18 protein-coding genes are annotated in these 18372 nt (G+C 41.6%); 11 read left to right on the forward strand and 7 right to left on the reverse strand.

The features are described from left to right. Nucleotides 1–15 precede the first annotated feature (15 nt). The 6 genes from ABD960_RS11835 to ABD960_RS11860 all read left to right on the forward strand — a co-directional run bounded on the left by ABD960_RS11835 (nucleotide 16) and on the right by ABD960_RS11860 (nucleotide 4785). On the forward strand, nucleotides 16–1050 hold the full coding sequence (locus ABD960_RS11835) for a hypothetical protein (RefSeq protein ID WP_345331363.1): 1035 nt from the start codon (nucleotides 16–18) through the stop codon (nucleotides 1048–1050). Then, nucleotides 1051–2121: a phytase gene (locus tag ABD960_RS11840; protein ID WP_345331364.1), complete on the forward strand. Its 1071-nt coding sequence runs from the start codon at nucleotides 1051–1053 to the stop codon at nucleotides 2119–2121. Nucleotides 2122–2313: 192 nt separating this feature from the next. Continuing rightward, nucleotides 2314–3285, forward strand: coding sequence for an EamA family transporter (locus ABD960_RS11845; RefSeq protein WP_345331365.1), 972 nt, complete (start codon nucleotides 2314–2316; stop codon nucleotides 3283–3285). Beyond that, nucleotides 3239–3817, forward strand: a complete 579-nt coding sequence (locus ABD960_RS11850) for a Crp/Fnr family transcriptional regulator (protein ID WP_345331366.1) — start codon at nucleotides 3239–3241, stop codon at nucleotides 3815–3817. Before ABD960_RS11845 ends, ABD960_RS11850 begins: the two co-directional genes overlap by 47 nt. A gap of 80 nt (nucleotides 3818–3897) precedes the next feature. Then, on the forward strand, nucleotides 3898–4308 hold the full coding sequence (locus ABD960_RS11855; RefSeq protein ID WP_345331367.1) for a DUF4267 domain-containing protein: 411 nt from the start codon (nucleotides 3898–3900) through the stop codon (nucleotides 4306–4308). Nucleotides 4309–4320: 12 nt separating this feature from the next. Next, a complete protein-coding gene (locus tag ABD960_RS11860) occupies nucleotides 4321–4785 on the forward strand; it encodes a hypothetical protein (protein ID WP_345331368.1) in 465 nt (154 codons plus the stop codon). A 5-nt stretch (nucleotides 4786–4790) separates the two neighbouring features. On the opposite strand, the gene ABD960_RS11865 is transcribed toward ABD960_RS11860, so the two are convergent. Then, on the reverse strand, nucleotides 4791–5441 hold the full coding sequence (locus tag ABD960_RS11865) for a DUF3667 domain-containing protein (RefSeq protein ID WP_345331369.1): 651 nt from the start codon (nucleotides 5439–5441) through the stop codon (nucleotides 4791–4793). Between the two features lie 453 nt (nucleotides 5442–5894). Here ABD960_RS11865 and ABD960_RS11870 point away from each other — a divergent pair, with 453 nt between their 5' ends. Then, complete coding sequence (locus ABD960_RS11870; protein WP_345331370.1) at nucleotides 5895–6527, forward strand: TetR/AcrR family transcriptional regulator; 633 nt, start codon at nucleotides 5895–5897, stop codon at nucleotides 6525–6527. A 326-nt stretch (nucleotides 6528–6853) separates the two neighbouring features. On the opposite strand, the gene ABD960_RS11875 is transcribed toward ABD960_RS11870, so the two are convergent. Both ABD960_RS11875 and ABD960_RS11880 read right to left on the reverse strand, forming a co-directional pair. Further along, nucleotides 6854–7306 carry a cold shock domain-containing protein gene (locus tag ABD960_RS11875; protein WP_345331371.1) on the reverse strand — a complete coding sequence of 151 codons (453 nt, stop codon included), beginning with the start codon at nucleotides 7304–7306 and terminating at the stop codon, nucleotides 6854–6856. Between the two features lie 71 nt (nucleotides 7307–7377). Beyond that, nucleotides 7378–7572 (reverse strand): cold-shock protein, encoded by a 195-nt coding sequence (locus ABD960_RS11880; protein ID WP_345331372.1) that lies wholly within the window; start codon nucleotides 7570–7572, stop codon nucleotides 7378–7380. A 371-nt stretch (nucleotides 7573–7943) separates the two neighbouring features. Here ABD960_RS11880 and ABD960_RS11885 point away from each other — a divergent pair, with 371 nt between their 5' ends. The 3 genes from ABD960_RS11885 (at nucleotide 7944) to ABD960_RS11895 (ending at nucleotide 11372) form a co-directional block, all read left to right on the forward strand. Beyond that, entirely contained in the window at nucleotides 7944–8930 is a 987-nt protein-coding gene (locus ABD960_RS11885) for a DUF6985 domain-containing protein (RefSeq protein ID WP_345331373.1), read from the forward strand. Between the two features lie 58 nt (nucleotides 8931–8988). After that, the gene (locus ABD960_RS11890) at nucleotides 8989–10530 is read left to right on the forward strand and encodes a hypothetical protein (RefSeq protein WP_345331374.1); all 1542 of its coding nucleotides are present in this window, start codon (nucleotides 8989–8991) and stop codon (nucleotides 10528–10530) included. Nucleotides 10531–10724: 194 nt separating this feature from the next. Beyond that, on the forward strand, nucleotides 10725–11372 hold the full coding sequence (locus ABD960_RS11895) for a hypothetical protein (RefSeq protein ID WP_345331375.1): 648 nt from the start codon (nucleotides 10725–10727) through the stop codon (nucleotides 11370–11372). Nucleotides 11373–11474: 102 nt separating this feature from the next. Here ABD960_RS11895 and ABD960_RS11900 read toward each other — a convergent pair whose 3' ends face one another. Together ABD960_RS11900 and ABD960_RS11905 are read right to left on the reverse strand one after the other, a co-directional pair. After that, entirely contained in the window at nucleotides 11475–12872 is a 1398-nt protein-coding gene (locus tag ABD960_RS11900; RefSeq protein WP_345331376.1) for a hypothetical protein, read from the reverse strand. 702 nt (nucleotides 12873–13574) lie between these two features. Then, the gene (locus tag ABD960_RS11905; protein ID WP_345331377.1) at nucleotides 13575–13778 is read right to left on the reverse strand and encodes a hypothetical protein; all 204 of its coding nucleotides are present in this window, start codon (nucleotides 13776–13778) and stop codon (nucleotides 13575–13577) included. Between the two features lie 181 nt (nucleotides 13779–13959). Between ABD960_RS11905 and ABD960_RS11910 the strand changes: the two genes are divergently transcribed. Continuing rightward, nucleotides 13960–15084 carry a hypothetical protein gene (locus ABD960_RS11910; RefSeq protein WP_345331378.1) on the forward strand — a complete coding sequence of 375 codons (1125 nt, stop codon included), beginning with the start codon at nucleotides 13960–13962 and terminating at the stop codon, nucleotides 15082–15084. A gap of 340 nt (nucleotides 15085–15424) precedes the next feature. Here the strand turns inward: ABD960_RS11910 and ABD960_RS11915 are convergent, their stop codons facing one another. After that, nucleotides 15425–17182 carry a HAMP domain-containing sensor histidine kinase gene (locus ABD960_RS11915; RefSeq protein ID WP_345331379.1) on the reverse strand — a complete coding sequence of 586 codons (1758 nt, stop codon included), beginning with the start codon at nucleotides 17180–17182 and terminating at the stop codon, nucleotides 15425–15427. After that, entirely contained in the window at nucleotides 17179–18309 is a 1131-nt protein-coding gene (locus ABD960_RS11920; protein WP_345331380.1) for a sensor protein KdpD, read from the reverse strand. Before ABD960_RS11920 ends, ABD960_RS11915 begins: the two co-directional genes overlap by 4 nt. Nucleotides 18310–18372: the final 63 nt, after the last annotated feature.

An 18372-nucleotide genomic window follows, 5' to 3' on the forward strand; every position in this document is an offset into this window, starting at 1 on the left:
TTTCAATATATTGAAATGAAAAGATTAAGACATTTTATGATGCCTGCGCTGGCGTTATTAGCGGTTAGCGCATGCAGCAAACGTAACGACAACGTAGTTACACCTAACGTTGGCGATAAATTTCCGCAGATTATAAACTTAGCTGATGAAGGCGACGGCGGACTGGAAGATGAAGATAAATTCAGCTTTAAAGTGGGACTGATTGACCGTGTTGACCCAAGCGGAGAAAGCCTTGAAGGCACAGTGGTACCGTTGAAAAAAGCCGTAAAGGTAAATTTTGCGGTAACCGATTTTGAGGGGTTCGATAAACTATCGGACTATATAAAAGAAGCCAAGGCGTTTTACGAGATAGATGATTGCACCACATCAGAAGATAAGGACATTGACCTGAAGCTGAACTTTGATGCAAACACAGGTAAAGGCAGCTTTGAGTTTCCGGCGGGTGTTGAAGAGGTTGAAATAGAATTTGAAACTAATGGCGCCCTTTTTGATGACGACATACTGAACACCGACGACCGTAAAATTGAAATACAGTTAACCGGAATAGATGATGCCGGCGCCAATGTTACCGTGAACACGGCTAACAAATTTGAATACGAGGTGCTGGACGACGAATCTGTTTTTGGCGAGTACGAGGTTGATGTAAACAACGCGGCTCAATTTAACAACTTTGTACAACTATTTGGCTTGATTAACGATGACGTCAAAAACCTGAAGGCCTCAGATGTGGAAGAAATAAAAGTTGAATTTGCGTACAACGAATTTAAGGCTGTGATAACCCTTAAAGAAACCGAACAAGTAGAAGAGTGCGGCGAAGTTGAAGAGGTAAATAAAGAGATTGAAATTGAGGGCGGTATAGAAGAGCTGGATACCAAAACGCTTGCCGGTGCTGTTGAGTTTGCGGATGACATTGAACAGGAAGACGGCACGGAGGCTGAATTTAAATATTCGGGAGAATTTACCTTAAATGGCAAAAGCCTGGTAATTACGCTTAAGGGAGAGTACAACGACGATGAAACTGGGGAGATCACTTTAAACCTGAGCAAGTAAATGAGTACAATATCAAAACTATCCATTATAGCGGCGTGCATTGCCGCAAGCGCCTGCCAGCAGCCTAATGGCAAAACCACTGATAACAAAATACAAGATATCGTAGTAAAGCCTTTGTATGTTAGTGAGCCTGTAGCGTTCGACTCGGATGATCCGGCCATTTGGGTTAACCCGGCTGACCCGGCAAAATCATTGATTATTGGCACGGATAAGGATGCTAACGGCGCCCTTTATGTGTTCGACTTAAAAGGCAAGATTATAAAGAACAAAGTAGTTAAAGGTTTAAAGCGGCCTAACAATGTTGACGTTGCCTACGGCCTTATACTGAATGGAAAGCCAACGGATATTGCCGTAGCTACTGAGCGCATCACTCATAAACTACGTATATTTTCCGTTCCGGAAATGAAAGCGGTTGATGGCGGCGGCATCCCTGTTTTTGAAGGTGAAAATGAAGCGGCCGGTTTCCGCGATTTGATGGGAATAGCCCTATACACCGCGCCTGATAAAAAAATGTACGCCATAGTAGGCCGTAAAACCGGCCCAACCCAGGGCGGTTACCTTTGGCAATATTTGCTGCAGGATGCAGGCAACGGAATGGTAAAAGCTATGCTGGTGCGAAAGTTTGGCAAGTACAGCGGCAAAAAGGAGATAGAATCCATCGCTGTAGATAACGAAATGGGCTACATTTATTATTCCGACGAACAGTTTGGCGTACGTAAATACTATGCCGACCCGGCCAAAGGTGACCAGGAGCTTAACGTGTTTGCCAAAGATGGATTTCTGGAAGACCATGAGGGCATAAGCATTTATAAAACCGGGAAGGCCTCGGGTTATATCCTGGTTTCTGATCAATCGGCAGGCCAATTTAAAGTATACAAGCGCGAAGGCGATAATGCTTTTGTAAAAAGCATACATGTATCAACCAGCAACAGCGATGGCTCTGATATGGTATCGGTTCCGCTGAACAATGATTTTAAACACGGCTTATTTGTTGCCATGAGCGACGACAGGACTTTTCAGTTTTACCGCTGGGAAGATTTGGCGGGAGATGCCCTGCAGGTAAATCCATAATCATCTTCTCAAAATATCCGTAGTTGACTAACAACTACGGATATTTTTTTGTTTCTGACAATTGTTCACATTATCAATACTTACAATATATGAACCTCATAGTTCAACATCTGATTTGCAGATGATAAATATGGCGAGGCAAAAACATAGTTTTGGCGAACTATTGTTTATTGCACTATCATCCATCTTATATTGAAACAACTTAAATACTATTTAGCCGCATCGTTAGGTTTTGCCATATGGGGATTTTTTAGCCTGGTACTTAAACCGCTGCACACGTACGCTTCTTTGGATATCCTGTTTTACCGGGTTTTCAGCTGCGCGGTCATCATGCTGGTGATATCGGTATTATTTAAACGGGAGAGGCTTAGGGAAAATTTAGTGCTCTTTAAATCGTTACCTGCAAAAAGGCGGCGTTCAATTTTATGGCTTAATATAGGCGGTAGCCTGTTTTTAACTACTAACTGGTTCTCCTTCATCTATGTTATGAACCATGTAAGTGTGCGCGCTACCTCGGTTGCTTACCTGGTATGCCCAATTTTAACAACCTTGCTTGCCTACTTTTTACTGCGTGATAAACTTACCCGCCTGCAATGGTTGTCGGTATTACTAAGCTGCGTTGGCTGCCTGCTGCTATCTTATACCAGCCTTACCAATATGTTTTACAGCACTATTGTTGGCTTCACTTACGCCGCTTATCTAATCAGCCAAAATAAAAATACAGGGTTCGATAAATTCCTGGTACTTAACTTTCATATCCTGCTGTCAGCGCTTATTCTACTGCCCTTCTATCCGTCATTCGCCGGCTCAACGCCTACGGAATTTAAGTTTTATTTTTATGTAGAAATCATTGCGGTATTTTACACCATAGTGCCTCTATTTTTAAATTTATACGCGTTAAGCGGCATCAGCTCCTCAAAGGTAGGCATGATTTTAAATATAAACCCGATAATCGCTTTTGTACTATCGGGTGTTGTATATCACGAACCGCTGGGTGCTTTGCAAATATTCGCTTATGTATTAATATTTACAGCGGTAATAGCTTTCAATGGCGGAGTATTTAGCCATAACCGCGCAGCACAGGCCGATAACAATGTAACCAGCAACGCAACCACTTATGAGCCAATTGATCAATACCATAAAACATCTGATCAACATCAGTGAAGATGAAGAAGCTATCGTCAAAAGCTTATTTAAGCCGCTCGAGTTAAAAGCAGGTGATTTTTTTGTAGAGGAAGGACAGGTTTGCCGGTACGTAGGCTTTATTGAAAAGGGCCTGGTGCGTTACTATATGAATGATGACGGCAACCACAAAACGCTATATTTTAATAACGAAGATGAATTTATAAGCAATTATCAAAGTTTCATTCCGCGCAAACCATCCAACACCAATATACAGGCTATTGAAGATACGCGCCTTCAGGTAATCAGCTTTGAAAATTTGCAACGCCTGTACGTTACCGTGCACGAGGGCGAAAAGCTGGGCCGCTTAGGCATTGAAAGCGTTTTTATAAACAGCTTGGAGCAACTAAAATCTTTTTACCGCGATTCGCCTGCCGAACGTTACCGGCAGTTTCTGCAAGCGTACCCCCACCTTGCCCAACGCATACCGCAGTATTACATAGCTTCATACGTGGGTATCAAACCGCAATCATTATCCCGTATACGGAAAAGACTTGTCTCAAAAACAGGATAAGCTCGGTTGCATTAGTTAACCCGAGTGAACGAAATCGGGCGTGCGGTTAAGGAAATTTGTGTCATTAATCATCATAAAAAATGGAAACACAAATTAAACAAACAGTATGGGGTACCCGCTCGGTATCTTTCTGGATCACGCTTATTTTAGCATCGGGTATTATATTTATAGGCTTACGTTTTATAATGCTGCCACATGTCGGCGCGGTGGGCTATGGTGTAAGCTTTAACAATGTTTCAGATGCTGCTTACGGGCAAATCAAGGGCATTCGCGACATTTTTACAGGCATTTCATTATTACCCCTGTTAATTATGCGCATGCGGAAGGCGGTAGCCTCGGTATTTACTGCCGCGGTTATAGTGCCGGTGGCTGATTTTTTTATCGTACTATCCAATAACGGCGCAGCGGATACGGAGCACCTGCTGATCCATGGAATTACAGCCCTTGCAATGATTGTTAACAGCATTCTCCTATTCCAAACAAAACCGTAAAAATCTAAGCTTATGTTAGTCAATCAAATACTGGCAATGCTGGCGATGCTGGCTACAGGCGTTGTTTACGGAACCGATGTTTTTCATGCAATCGTGGTAAAAAAGGCCGCAACTTTAAGCAGCGATCAGGCCATCGCCGACCTGATTGGCCATACCCACTTAATTGCAGGCAAGAAAATGCCTATAATAGGTGCAACCGCCATTTTATCATCCTTGATACTCACGGCGATAAATTATAATACGGACATCGCAATATTTTTCGCATTGACGTTAATTGCATTGATTTCGCACGTGACTATCTATATCAAGATAGCGAAACCTATAAACGACAGAATGTCGCAAGCGGCTTTGGAAAAACGAACACCAACCGACATAAGACAGTTGCAACAGCTTTGGGACAGTGTAATTATTTACCGGGCCGCGCTTCTAACTATTGCCATGATTGCGCTGACCGCAGGGTTATCTGCTGTTAAATAATAGCTTCAATGCATTTTGAGTAGCAGCTTGACAACTCCTACAACAATGCCTATCAAAAACGACAAAAGCAGGTAAGAAACAGGCATCATAACACTTCTCAAAAGCAACGATTTTTTGCTATAACCGTAAGCCGAAAAAAATTGATAGTAGAAAAAAATACTGTACAAAAATGAGAAGAGCGTAAGAAAACCCAGGTACAATACGGACAGCACCGCGGTGTTAGTGTAAAATATAGTCAAGATGCTTAACAAAAGCCCGATAAGCATTTCGGGTATGATGCGGTATGAGTTAAGCACCAGATGCTCTGAATAGTTAAGCCGCGCTTTATAAAACCAGGCAAAGCTGAAGAGCGAATAAAGAGGGATAGAAATAATAAGCACCAATTTGGGGTAGGCAGCCATAAATTTCTCAACCGAATTCATCATTTCGCGGCTCTGCTGCGGCACTAAATCAGCCATTTTTATGTGCACGTAGGGCGCAAGCATAGCCGAGATAGTTAAAATAAGCAGAATCAGCGTTACAAAACTAAAGTAATTGACCCTTTTACCCTCAATGAACTCACGTACGCCGTGCCCGGGCCGTGTAAAAAGTTCCTTGAGGGTAAATAAAATGCCCTTGTCTACATGCCATACGCCATGTATCAGGTCGTGCTCCATAAAGTGCTTAATAGAATAACGGTGCGTGGCAACTTTTTGTCCACATCGCGGGCAATAATTTAACGTAACGTCGGCTGCACAGTTGAGGCATTTTGAGGTCATACAGTGATAAGGTTATATAGTATTGTATGCTTTGGTCTCGATGAGTAACAGAGTTGTAATGGATTAACATTATAACCGGCGATAAAACACGTAAAAAACAGTGCTGCGGATGTAGCAACGCTTAACAGCAAATCAGAAAGGGGGCTCCGGTTTTGCATCAGTTTTACAGTCAGTTATAGTTTAAATTGCGCTAATATACCAATATATCATCACATTGTGATATAAAATATTTTTTAACTATCTGTAAAATTTATCGCCTATCTCTTCTAAAATATTGCCTGGCAGGTACGTTGTAGGATATTGTTTTGAAGATAGTATAAAACATTGCAAATTGCGCCAAACTCAACATAGATGACAAGGAAAGTTACTGACGGCCCCGTCAGGAATAAAGAACGCACAAAGGCCAAACTGATTGATGCACTTGGCAGTACGCTTAAAACAAGAGGCTTTTCGGGGCTCAGTGTTAGCGGCGTGGCTAATGAGGCTAAGGTTGACCGCAGGCTGATCTATGATTATTTTGGTGATCTGGATGGTTTGGTTAAGGAATACCTGAACAGTAAAGATTACTGGAAAATACAACCCGAACACGTAGCTGGAATTATACAAATGGCTAAAGAAGATGCAGGCAAAGGGTTGGCTTATGGCGTTTTGGAGGACCAGTTTAACAGCCTGATTGGCAACGACGAAATGCGGCGGATAATTACCTGGGGATTGAGCGATAAATCGCCCATGTTAAAAGAGGTTGACCAAAAGCGCGAATACACAGGCGAACAAATATTGCAGGCCGTTTTTGATCCGCATTTTAAGGACGGCTGCAAAAACTTCAGGGCCATGTACGCGCTGTTGATGGGTGGCATTTACTATTTAACACTGCACGCTAAAATGCAGGAAAGCACGTTTTGCGGCATTGACGTTCAGCAGCCTGAAGGACAGGAACAAATTAAACAAGCGCTAAAGCAAATGATCGAAATGATGTATTCCTGAACAAGTTACAAATAATCAAATAACTTAAAGTTTTTTTTTGCAGAATGACTGCACAGCCTTAGCGCTAAACCTTTTTGTTTAGCCATCAACGGCGCGTAATTATAACGGTGGCCCTCTCCTATCTGTTCCGGCTTGGTAATTCAGGCAGCGGCTTCAGCACCTAAGCTTTCCATCGCGGATATTCTTTCGCCAATATATTTTTTTGCAAACAACAAAAAGGCAATGCAAAAATTTCAATATTGAAAAAGACCTCGCAATTGTTCAATCGCAGTTCAATCATTAATAGCGAAAAGATAAAAGCTCTAACTGATCAAATAATATCAGTATCAGTCAGCTTTAACAATATTAACAGCCGTTAATCCTTTCGGGCCCTTCTCTACTAAAAAGGTTACTTTATCATGCTCTTTTGCCTGGAATTCCAGGTTATTAACATGGAAAAATATATTTTCGTCCATAGTGAGAGATTTGATAAAGCCATACCCTTTTGAACTATTAAAAAAGATGATCTCTCCCTTTTTCAAAGGCTCGTCCTCTTCCGCTGTTTGACGGGGAACGCCAATTACAATATCCTTAGCTGAAATAACTTTAGGCACATTGTTAGTTGGACGCGTAGTGGTAATATTGCCGTTCTCGTCAATATAAGCCATCATGTCTTCTAAAGATTTACCTTTACTGGAATTATTCTTACGTTCGGCTGTTTTTTCCTTTTTTTCCAGTTGTTTTTTAAGCCGTTTTTTTTCTTTTTCTTTCTTGTTAAATGTTTCGTTGGATCTTGCCATGTATTATTAAGTGGTTATAAAAAAAAACACCTGCCGGTTAAGCAGGTGTTACGAGTAAGATATAGTGATAATTAAATTACTTTTACGTTTACCGCGTTAAGACCTTTTCTGCCATTCTCCACGTCAAAAGTAACTTGATCATTTTCGCGGATTTGGTCGATAAGACCTGTAGAGTGTACAAAAACATCAGTTTTTGTATCAGCTTGTGAAATAAATCCAAAACCTTTTTCGGTGTTGAAAAACTTCACGGTTCCTTCTTTTTGCATTATTATTATTTTAAATGAACCGCAAGGTACGATTAATATATCAGATAATTTTACTTAGGGTAAAATAATTTAAAATTCATTTAAACACCTACTACCGTGGTGCTAAATTAAATTTTCGCTTTCTGACCGTAAAAAAGTTTAAAATACAACTTCAACAGTATTCAAACTATTTTGAGAGGAGTTGCCCAGCATAAGTTTATAGCGTCCCAAACAAGCGATAAACAAGAAGTTGTACTACATGGTTCAATCCGCCAAAACAAAAAAGTGTAAACTACCAAAACGTTAATCACGATAGTTAATAAAATAAATTCGGGTCAACACCGGCGGCTAATAACTGTTATACAATTACACAATTAAAAATTGCACTTATTATGAACGGGTGGGAACTGGAAAAACCGAATGAGGATATTCTTTTTGGTAAAAAGAAGCGTATAAAAGAATATGCACAGCAAAATCCGCTTGCCGGGACCGATAAAAAAGGCGATGTTCTTCTGATCATACGCAAATATCACCCTTCGCTAAATTGTAGTCCTGACGATCCGCTTTACCGTTCGGACACCTACCGGATGTGCCTGGCCTATTACGATGCCATGAGCTATTCTTACTTTGAGCTGCCAAGTGGTTTGCACTACACAGGTGTAGAGGCCCGGATAGATAAGAACACCGGCAAGGCTATCATCACTATCCATGCGGATGGTATCAGCCGTACAACCAATGTAACTGAGCTTTACCAAAAACTCAGCAATACCACACCGATGGACGAAGACGCTAAGATGGCCGCTTTTATCAGCCTGGATAATACCGTAAATACGGTAAAAAGAGCCGCAATTGAAGTAACAGAGGTGCAATCAGAAATTTTAGGCACACTACTGCAAGATGAGCAGTTTGATGACTGGTGGATATCAGCGCCAACGGCTATTCCCTACCTCGACGGGCAGGCCCTTATCTTCACCTATACAGACTTTAATCCGGCGGAGGATAAGGCATTTATTACCGAGGCCGATGAAACCATCCGAAATTTTTTGTCACTTACTGCTATTGACCGGCTTGCCGCATCAGCGCACGTGTATAAAAACTGTATGGAGTTTTTAGATGCTATTGGCTACAACGAAGAAGAGGATGCGCTATGGAAGATCAAAGACCCTCAGCAAATTTGGCGACAAGTGCGTTATAACCAGTGCTATGTTAGCCGCGAGCCTTATGAGGACCAGCAGGTGTATTTGCGGCTCAGCTGTGAGTGTAATTGGGAACAGGAGCATGGTTTGCAACTCGTTTTTAACAAGCAGGGCAAACTGGTAAGGGTAAGCGCCGAAGATGGGGATATCCTCGGATACGAGGGAGACGGCATGATTTCCTAAACTTAACGATTAAACAGTAAAAGTTGGAACTCTTTAACTCAGCAGCAAGATCAATAGCATGGCACAGCACGCAATTGAAGATCTAATTGAGGAAACAGTTTATCTGATAGATAAGGCAGACGCGCCCGATCGACAGAAACGCGAACGGCTGGTATCACTTTACAGCGTGCAAGCGCTTTATGATACCGGTTACACATATTTCAGGGTGATCGATATTTTACTAAAGTATCGGTTTGTTTATCGGATGTTGTTAAGCGATCAGCCGGATACTTACCAAAGCTTTGGAGGAAATACTGGCTGGATAAAAAATTATGTGACTGATGAAGATGCGTATGCCATGCATGACGACGGGCAAATATACCTATACATTGATGCGGGGAGCCGTAATTGGGCAAGATTGTGCGACGCCGGATTACTAAATGAAAACGATTGCAAACCTGTTGCAGCCTCCCCTGCCCTGCAAGTTATTAATGACTTATTGCAGGAGGCGGAAAAGCAGCAACGGTTAGATCTGATTACGAAATGGTATGGCTTGCTGGTAAATAGTTATCTGGATGGCACACTGGGATCCAATGAAGGATTAAGTGACAATTTTGATGATTGTTTGCGAAACCCGGAATTGTTAAACATAAGAGAGATAGCGAGGCGAAACAAGGTTAAGCGAAATAAAAGGTTGGATGAAGACCTGATATTACCGCTACTTGCCGATGAGGTGACAACGTCAGATGGACCGGAAAAGGAATACATCGCCCGTTTATTTCTGGAGCTGCGTAAAACACCGCAAGCGCTACAAAAAGGATTTGAGCAAGCATGTAAAGCACGCGAAAATGGCGCTAACCTAACCGGTGAACTATTAAATGGCAGCCTGAATACGCTGATGATAGCTTCAGGCTGGGCAATTGCACCTCAACCCGCACTCAATATCTGGTTGTGGTATAAAGATGTATCAGCGGGCCGTAGGTTTGCATGGGTTATATATGAAGATGATAATAAAGCGCTGATAGCCTACCAAGGGTTGCAACATAAACTGCTCCTAAAATGGCAGCAGCGCAAAGCAGATACCGAACTGGCTCATCTTCACTTTTATCAAATGGCTATTGCATCGGTACCTGAAGACAGATTGCAGGACAAGAGAATTATACACCCGCATGGCGGCTGGCATTTTGACGCAGGTAAACCCCGAAAAACGCTTCAGGCAAATATTGATCATTTGGTAAATAGCCTCGCGCTGGCCGAAACAGCTTATTTTAATTATCTGGATGCTCATTTCCCCGAAGCTTACTTTACGCACGACCCGCAGGAACTGGTGCTTCTTGCTGAAGAAGGGGTTGATGGTACCGGAGTGGTTCCGGAGCACGTGTTATTTGACAGCGCTTACAGCATACTGCTTGTATTTGCATATCACTATCACGCTGCTAATGAGCCGGGCCATGCTAAGCTAATGCTTGATCTAGTTGAGGAAAAACTGAAAAATAAATCCAGACGAAACGCTTACGACGAGCGTTACCTATTACCCTTATTAATGGCAAGTCATAACGGACGGCTTTCTCAGCCTATGCCACCTATTTATCATCATTTATTAATGAAAAGCTTACTTTGATAGGTTACCTTTTAAATAATAAATATTTATAGAAAATGTTTTTAAAATCCAATGCCGTACAAAAAGCGATATCATCAAGATTAGCATGTTTAAATAAATGCTTTAAAATTTTTTGCTTCTTTTTGCTATGCTCTGCTACAAATGCTTATGCGGGCTGGTATGAGTGTTATAATTTTAAAGGTAACGTTGGCAGTATGCCAATCACACTTTCGTTACAGATAAGGAAGGGTTATTTCGGTGAGCCCTCTAAAAAGAATTTTAACGCCATAGGTATTTACAAGTACGACAAATACAATTCTCCAATAAGGCTGGAGGGTATACTTGATGAGCGCAGCAAACGGGTTACGCTGTATGAACTTTCGGGTAAAAAGTATTCGGCTGTCTTCAGTTTCGTCTTCTCAGAAAATAAATGCAACAGATCATGGCAAAATATGACTACCGGAAAAAAGTTACCTGTTGATTTGGTATTTTTATCTAAGCTGGCCGATCTGGAACTGGAGCAAGCGTTCTCAAACGTTGATATTATGCAAGCGCAGTCTTTACCGGGATTTTACTTCCAGGGGAGTTATAAAAAAATAAAAGGCATTGATAGAGCTATAATGAATAAATTGAGGATTTTACGAAAAGGCGACGGGAAGCTGTTTCAAACCATCGATCTATCAAATACAGAGGAACCTACTGGCAACCTTATGACCATTATATTTGATAACTTAGAAGTGGTGAATGCGGGCAAGCAAACCATAGGTCTTTCCCGTAACATAGGAAATGATCAATCTCCTTTAATCATTAAATGGAGTGCCAGGTTGAAACGCTTTGAATACGATGAATCCTCAGGCCATTGATATAGAATAAAATATCTTAATTATAAAGGAAAGTGCCTTTACAGATAACCTTACCCGCAAACATTTGTTATAAGGCCTTGTCGCTAAAATAACTTAATAATGTTATGGTTTATCCCAAATGGTTTCAGGATATGTAATATTTACTTCATATTTATCATACCGTATAACGTTTTTCTGTACGCCTGAAGATGCCGTTTCCTGAAAAGGCAAAAGCAAACCATTGCTCGTACGCAAGTCTTTGTAAACAGAGCTCGATACCGACTTTCCTGCGTTATTTGCTTCGCCCACGAGCTGAAATTCTTCGTTGAGCATAAATACAAATTGCTTACCGTCTTTCACGGTTGTTATGGCGTTTCCTGCCTTAAAGGCCTTGATGTTTTTTATGGACAGTCTTCGCAGTTGTTCCTTACGAAGCCCGAGAATACCGGAGCTGAATGCAGCCCTCATTTCGCTAACACGGTTAGCCGGCAACTGACTTATTTTGTCTTGTTGCCACATCCAGCCCTTTTGCCCCTCAACCTGTTCCACTTGCACCAGTTTTTCATTCTGTCTAACTTCAAGCCTTAACCGCTGCCCGGCTATATCTACATAACTGTTGATCTTTAATCCCTGCATGGTTGCAGTAAAACCTATGAATTTTAAGTCATCCAATATTGTGCCTCCATGTACTGCATTGGCTTTAAGCAGCATTTCTTTAGGGTCAGTTACAGAGGTAGTTTCAGTTGTTCCGGTACGGTTGCTTTTACTTTCAGCAATTGCCGCATTACCGGTCTTATTTCCAGCTGTACTTTTATCTTCCTGCCCTTCTTTATTTTTCATAAAAAAGATTCCGCCATCGATAACGGCCATAATGGGTTTATAAGCTGGTCTGCAGAAAAACGAATGGGTTTCCGTTTTACCGTTATCAAATTTAAGCGTCAGGAGCCCTTTGTTAATTGTATACGTACCTTCCCCGCTGCTTTTACGGCTGCTGCCACCGCCAACGTTACCTATTACAGCCGTTGCCCTTGCCTTGTTATTACTAAAGTGGCCTTTCCCGTCAAACCGCAGTGTATTATCTGTGCCAACGCCTACATATACCGTACCGCTGCTGCCTCCGCCGGAGCTGCTCATTTTACTAAACTCATAAACGCCGGCAGGTATACTGGAATCACTTGGCTGGTAAACCAGTGAATAACCTCCGGCGTCTATATTACCGTCTGAATCCAGCTTGTATTGATGTGTACGACCACTTTTAGTAAATTTTAGCGTGATGTTTTTACCCGATACGGTGTAGCTGCCATCAACGCGGGTTTTCCAGTCTGTTTCTTCAAGCTTATCGGTAAACGTACCGTTCGGACGGAACAAAAATGCATTATCATACCTATCCATTCCGCCGCCCATTACAGCCGAAGGAACAACTTCCAGGCCGGCATAAACTCCATTTAAAGTTTTAGTCTGTCCGCAGGCACTGCTCGTAAGCAGAGCCAGCAGCAATATATGATTTACAATAGTTCTCATAATTTTATCTGCACAGCTGAAACATAACATATCCATTAATTGCAATTACATGTTATAGTGTTTCTTTGATAAATCTTCTTTGGAACTAAGCCGTATAACTCTATCAATTAACATGAACAGGCCTATAGCGAAGACGACCGTACCCAACAGGCTAATAATTCCTCCTATCGTATAATAAGTGATCATATTTTCTGAGGTCATAGCCCGCGACTCTGCATAATAGGGAAGATAAGTAAATAAACAACTCATAATAAACCCTATTCCGGCTCCTACAAATAGAAAAATGGAATCTAAATTTCTTCTTCGTATCAAATAATATGCAGTTGCAGTAAATACCAGTAATGGCGCAACTAAAGAAATTAAATTTTGAAATATTCTCAGAAGTTCCATAAGCTTTGGTTTAGTTATATTCAATAAAACATGTATAACATCAAATGCACCTAAGATCAAATGATCTTAAATAAATTTTGTTTTTACTGAAAGTAATTTAACCCATCCTCATACATAGGATTCCACCCCAAACCAACCAACGGAGATTTATTTGTAGTCAACAAAAAGATCGGATATCAAGATGATTCATCTAAGAAACAGTAAATATACATATCAGGATACTCTATTTTCGATTCAAAAATTAAGTGAGGTTTCCGCATCCCGATAAAAGCAAATTTTTATAAGCTCAAGTGAGCTCCAAGTTTTATAAATTCAGTGTCCGAAGGTTTGAGCTTTAAATTTAAGGCGTGCCGCATCCGTGAGCTCAGCAACGATTTGCATCTTCAACTCCTGTAACACGCTTCCGTTAAACTGATTTAACCATGACGTTGCCCGGTCTGCTATTTCTTTAAGCTCGTCTGTACCCAGACTGTCTTCCAGGTTTAATTCAATCGTAATTTCTCCAATACCGGGCAAACTCGTAATACCGTAAGTTTGTCTTCAACTCGATTAAAATCTTTGAATTCGTTCATTGATATAGGATGATCACTTATCTTTTATAAGCAAGCTTTGGCTAAAAATCTTAAACGTAAAGCAATACGGTTTATTTATATCACAATGTTGTGATATTTACTAATTTTGGGTATTAAACTAATATATGAGGATGTTTTATTGGTTTTGCGGTGTAACAATTGGGGGGCTTTTTACCTTTTTAGGATTAAAAATATTTAATAATAAACCGATAGAAAGCGACAAACTGCCGAGCGAATTTGAGCGTTATCAATCATTTGATAGCGTAAAAATTGTCAGATCCGCAAAATTGTCAATGGCGCTGTTTTTGGAGAGCACGGAAGACATACAATATTTTTTTACCCCGGAAAATAAAATGATCACCTATTCAGTTCAAAACAAAACAGACAATCGATTTACGAAGGTCGATAAGGCCGGAGAGATCACCGATTACTTAATTATCCATAGCAAACCTCATGATATCGTATTTGTGAACGGGTTTATCATAGATAAAAAAAAACGCAATTATTACACATGGAGTTTTAATGGCAATAAGCAAGCCTATCCAATCACCATGCAAAATGATCGGTTGGATTGGGATGTGAATAAGCAGCAGGAACAAATCTCAAATATCGTAAATGCTTCTCCCTGGGTTTTGGTAGACTATGACTATATAAGCCCGGAGCCCAACAAGCCGGTTGGCGACGAAATACCAACTACACAAGCCATGAATACTTACGCAATGCTGACCTATTTCATAAATGGTGATTGTTTTAAATTTATCACAACGCTTGATGTAACGGACAGGTTTCCGTATATCTACACAGAAAAACTACTGTTGAACAATCCTTTTAAGCACCATAATTCAAAAGTACCGGGAGGTAAAGAAATCACTCTACGTCCTCATGTAAAATACCGTTATTATCAAAAGCTTAAGTTGGAAAAAGTTCGCTTTTCGGGTGGCGGCGGTAATGCACCGGGGTTTGACGTGATGCTCTACCATGGCAATCTCTTTACTGATGTATTGTATAAAAATGATACATTAAAATTAAAGGAATTTATGTATGAGTTTAACGATCGGAGTGTTTCCGATATAAAAATAAATGGCAAAAGTATCGGCACGCTTACCAAAAATAAAGCGCAGCCCCCGGCTATAATTGATGGCTATATGTATTACACGAACGAAAATATTGCATATGCTTTGTTCACTAATAATGACAAAAAGCTTTATATAATTAAACGGCGTAAAGACAACAGCATATCAGCAAAATGAGCGTTAGAGCACTGAACCATCTTTTGACTTGAGACGCCAGTTTTAAATTCGGTGATCATTTCGACTTTCTTATGTCCCACGCTTGTAATTCTTCATACTTAAAGTGCCCGGATGAGCAGGGTCAGCGGTGTTTCTGATATGTAAGTTGATGTGATTGATCTGGAGTGGTGCGGTGAGCTTTTAAATCAAATAAAGCCAAAAATGCACCCTACGGTCAAGCCTACTGTTTTACAAATAGCCATCCGGCTGTGAGCGTAATAGATATTAGCACCCTTTAAAGTAATGGTGTAACCAATTAGATAACTACTCTAACAGGTCTTTCATAGCCATAATCTCGTTATTAAGCTTGTACACCAGGCAACCTGAAATAGAATCTGCTTCCTTCACCAAGCGCACTCTTCAATCCGATCTTACCTTGTTGCACTTCAATGAAGTTTTTAGAGATCGCTAAGCCGAGGCCCGACCCCGATTTATTTTGCCCATCGGTTGGAACTTGAAAGTAACGGTCGAATAATCGTTTTTGAAATTGCTCATCTATACCTTTACCAAAGTCGGTTACCGCAAATTCCACTTCCGGGCCGATCTTGTGAACGTCGATCAATACCTTAGATTTTTCCGGGCTATACCTAAGCGCGTTTGATAGGAAATTAACCAGCACCCAAGCTGTTTTCTCCACATCTACTTGAACCTTGGGCAAGCTCTTGTCAGCATCCACAACCAATTCAACCTGTTTTTGCTCGGCTTGGAACTTGACAGCGTCCAATGCATAATTGACGATCTGCAATGGATCAGCTGGCATGAAATTCAATATAATATTACCGGTCTCTACCTGCGAAAGATCCAAAAGTTCGCTGGTGATCTTTAACAATCGTTCGCTATCATCTTTAATGTGTTGCAGTAATTGTTGCTGCTCAGCGTTGAGGCTACCTATGCGCTCATCCAGCATAAGTTTTAAACTCATTTTAATGGATGATATAGGCGTTTTTAGCTCGTGGGATATCGTCGCTATAAAATTTGTCTTGGCTTCGTCTAGCTCTTTAAATTCGGTAACGTTGCGCAGTATATAAACTTTCCCGGCCGGCCGAACCGCATACTTGACACCTTCAGCATTGTTGCCGGACAGATTAGGCACAGTTACTTCATGGGTCTCCAATACAAAATGCGATTCTTTACCGTTTACAACGATCTTCAAGGGTTTATTGGCCGTCTGTTCGTTGACGATCATAGTCAGCAGGTCGTTATGCATGCTGATTTCGCTAATCTTTTTTCCCTCTGGCATTTTCTCTTCAAGGTTCAATATCTCCTTTGCCGCAGGGTTAATAAACAGTATTTCTCCTTTTTCCTCTACGCCAATGATCGCATCGCGCATTTTTCTGATGATAGCTTCGATCCTTCGTTTGTCAGAAAGTACAGTTGCAAGATTACTGTTTTCCCAATCTTTTAAACGACTGGCCATGCTGTTGAAGGCACGTGCCACATCAGCGAATTCATCATTGTGGGGAAGATCCAGCCGGGCCGAATAATTTTGGCGGCTGATCTCGGCAATACCATTCTGAAGTTTTCGCAGGGGCCCTGATATAAATCCTGGAAAGTTGACGCTGAAGCTGAAAAGCACGAGGAACGTAAAAGTACCGGCAAAAGCCAGCAAAACCGTTGTATTTTCGACAGATTTTTGCGCTGCATCATTTTTACGGACAATAGCCTGCATGTTTACTACTTCGATCTGGAGCAAGGCGGCGCGTATGCGGCGTTGTTCAGCCATCAGTACGCTTTCAGGTGCTGATGGTGTGTTAAGCGCATTAAATGCAGCAGCCAACTCATTTACGGCAGCCCGTTCACCGGGCTCAGTGATATTACGCTTTTCTTTGTCCTGGTAAATATTGAAGCGCTTGATGTCATCTTTGTCAAGACGCAGGGGGTTCTGATCCAGTACTTTTCGCATTTCGCGCACATAGTTCAGCGTTTCATAGTTATCTTTCAGGATAACCCGTGAACTTTTGGCAATCTCATTGATGTAAAACATCGATAAAGTGCCGAAAAAAAGTACTACGGCGAACAGGAAGCCGAAGCCGAGACGCAATTTGGCTTTTATTTTCATGATAGTATAACTAAGTCAGTTTCTTTAGCTGCGATATTATTAAGTAACTCATTAAATACAGCTGTCCGCAAGATTACCTGGAATAAGCTGAGGTGCGGTTTGCCGATACAAATGGTAGTGATCTCACGCTCATCTGCCACTTTCATGATGGTTTTGGTGATCTGGTCGCTTTTGATCTTGATGAGTTCCGCGCCTAACTCGGTAGCCAGCTTGAAGTTATTGATAAGATGACGTTGTTTGTCCGGTTTAATTCGATCCATGCTTTCGCTGCTACTCTGCACATAAAGCACGATCCAGGGTGAGCGGTAATACGACGCCAGCCTGGCCGTTTTACGGATGACGACCTTAGCCGTTTCATGATTGGAAGAGATACAGGCCAGGAACTTCTCCGGTCTTAACTTGATCTGTTTAGGCACTTCTATGTCTATCTTCCGCTCCAGGTGGTGAGCTACTTCTTTCAGCGCCAATTCCCGCAATTGCAGAATCTTATCGCTCTGAAAAAAGTTCTGCAGTGCCCGTTCGATCTTTGCCTTGTCATAGATCTTGCCCTGCCTCAAGCGCTCGATCAGTTCATCTGCCGTAAGGTCGATATTGACGATCTCGTCAGCGATCTGCAGTATATTATCCGGAATGCGTTCAGTAATGGTGATTCCCGTGATCTCTTCTACCTCTTCATTCAAACTTTCCAGGTGTTGGATATTCACAGCCGTAATCACGCTGATGCTGGCTTCCAGGATGTCCATAACGTCCTGCCAGCGTTTACTATTTTTACTGCCTTCGATGTTGGTATGTGCCAACTCGTCTACAACAACCACTTCCGGGTGCCGGTTAAGCACCGCCTGCAAGTCCATTTCTTCCAGGTCTTTACCCTTATAGAAAACGTGCCGCCGCGGTATCACAGGTAAACCGTCAAGCAAGGCATGGGTTTCTGCACGCAGGTGCGTTTCAATGTATCCAATTTGGATATCAATGCCGTTTTTCAGCAGGGAATGCGCCTCCTGTAGCATCCGGTAAGATTTCCCTACACCGGCACTCATCCCAATGTAGACTTTTAACTTACCCCGTCTGGACTTTTTGACCAGTTCAAGAAAATCTTTTATCGAGCCGTTTTTACTATCACTGATCATATCTTATTTGGTTAAAATGACCGCCAGGTCCAGGCCAGGCGGTCGGGTTGTTGACAAGGCTTA

Source organism: Mucilaginibacter defluvii (genome assembly GCF_039543225.1).
Lineage (GTDB): Bacteria > Bacteroidota > Bacteroidia > Sphingobacteriales > Sphingobacteriaceae > Mucilaginibacter > Mucilaginibacter defluvii.

Excerpts from the sequence above, each read along its gene's own strand:
- ABD960_RS11920 (WP_345331380.1), bottom strand. The coding sequence starts at position 18,309 with ATGATCAGTGATAGTAAAAACGGCTCGATAAAAGATTTTCTTGAACTG.
- ABD960_RS11870 (WP_345331370.1), top strand. The coding sequence starts at position 5,895 with ATGACAAGGAAAGTTACTGACGGCCCCGTCAGGAATAAAGAACGCACA.
- ABD960_RS11900 (WP_345331376.1), bottom strand. The coding sequence starts at position 12,872 with ATGAGAACTATTGTAAATCATATATTGCTGCTGGCTCTGCTTACGAGC.
- ABD960_RS11850 (WP_345331366.1), top strand. The coding sequence starts at position 3,239 with ATGAGCCAATTGATCAATACCATAAAACATCTGATCAACATCAGTGAA.
- ABD960_RS11910 (WP_345331378.1), top strand. The coding sequence starts at position 13,960 with ATGAGGATGTTTTATTGGTTTTGCGGTGTAACAATTGGGGGGCTTTTT.
- ABD960_RS11860 (WP_345331368.1), top strand. The coding sequence starts at position 4,321 with ATGTTAGTCAATCAAATACTGGCAATGCTGGCGATGCTGGCTACAGGC.
- ABD960_RS11875 (WP_345331371.1), bottom strand. The coding sequence starts at position 7,306 with ATGGCAAGATCCAACGAAACATTTAACAAGAAAGAAAAAGAAAAAAAA.
- ABD960_RS11865 (WP_345331369.1), bottom strand. The coding sequence starts at position 5,441 with ATGGAGCACGACCTGATACATGGCGTATGGCATGTAGACAAGGGCATT.
- ABD960_RS11915 (WP_345331379.1), bottom strand. The coding sequence starts at position 17,182 with ATGAAAATAAAAGCCAAATTGCGTCTCGGCTTCGGCTTCCTGTTCGCC.
- ABD960_RS11885 (WP_345331373.1), top strand. The coding sequence starts at position 7,944 with ATGAACGGGTGGGAACTGGAAAAACCGAATGAGGATATTCTTTTTGGT.
- ABD960_RS11835 (WP_345331363.1), top strand. The coding sequence starts at position 16 with ATGAAAAGATTAAGACATTTTATGATGCCTGCGCTGGCGTTATTAGCG.
- ABD960_RS11855 (WP_345331367.1), top strand. The coding sequence starts at position 3,898 with ATGGAAACACAAATTAAACAAACAGTATGGGGTACCCGCTCGGTATCT.
- ABD960_RS11840 (WP_345331364.1), top strand. The coding sequence starts at position 1,051 with ATGAGTACAATATCAAAACTATCCATTATAGCGGCGTGCATTGCCGCA.
- ABD960_RS11895 (WP_345331375.1), top strand. The coding sequence starts at position 10,725 with ATGCCAATCACACTTTCGTTACAGATAAGGAAGGGTTATTTCGGTGAG.
- ABD960_RS11880 (WP_345331372.1), bottom strand. The coding sequence starts at position 7,572 with ATGCAAAAAGAAGGAACCGTGAAGTTTTTCAACACCGAAAAAGGTTTT.
- ABD960_RS11890 (WP_345331374.1), top strand. The coding sequence starts at position 8,989 with ATGGCACAGCACGCAATTGAAGATCTAATTGAGGAAACAGTTTATCTG.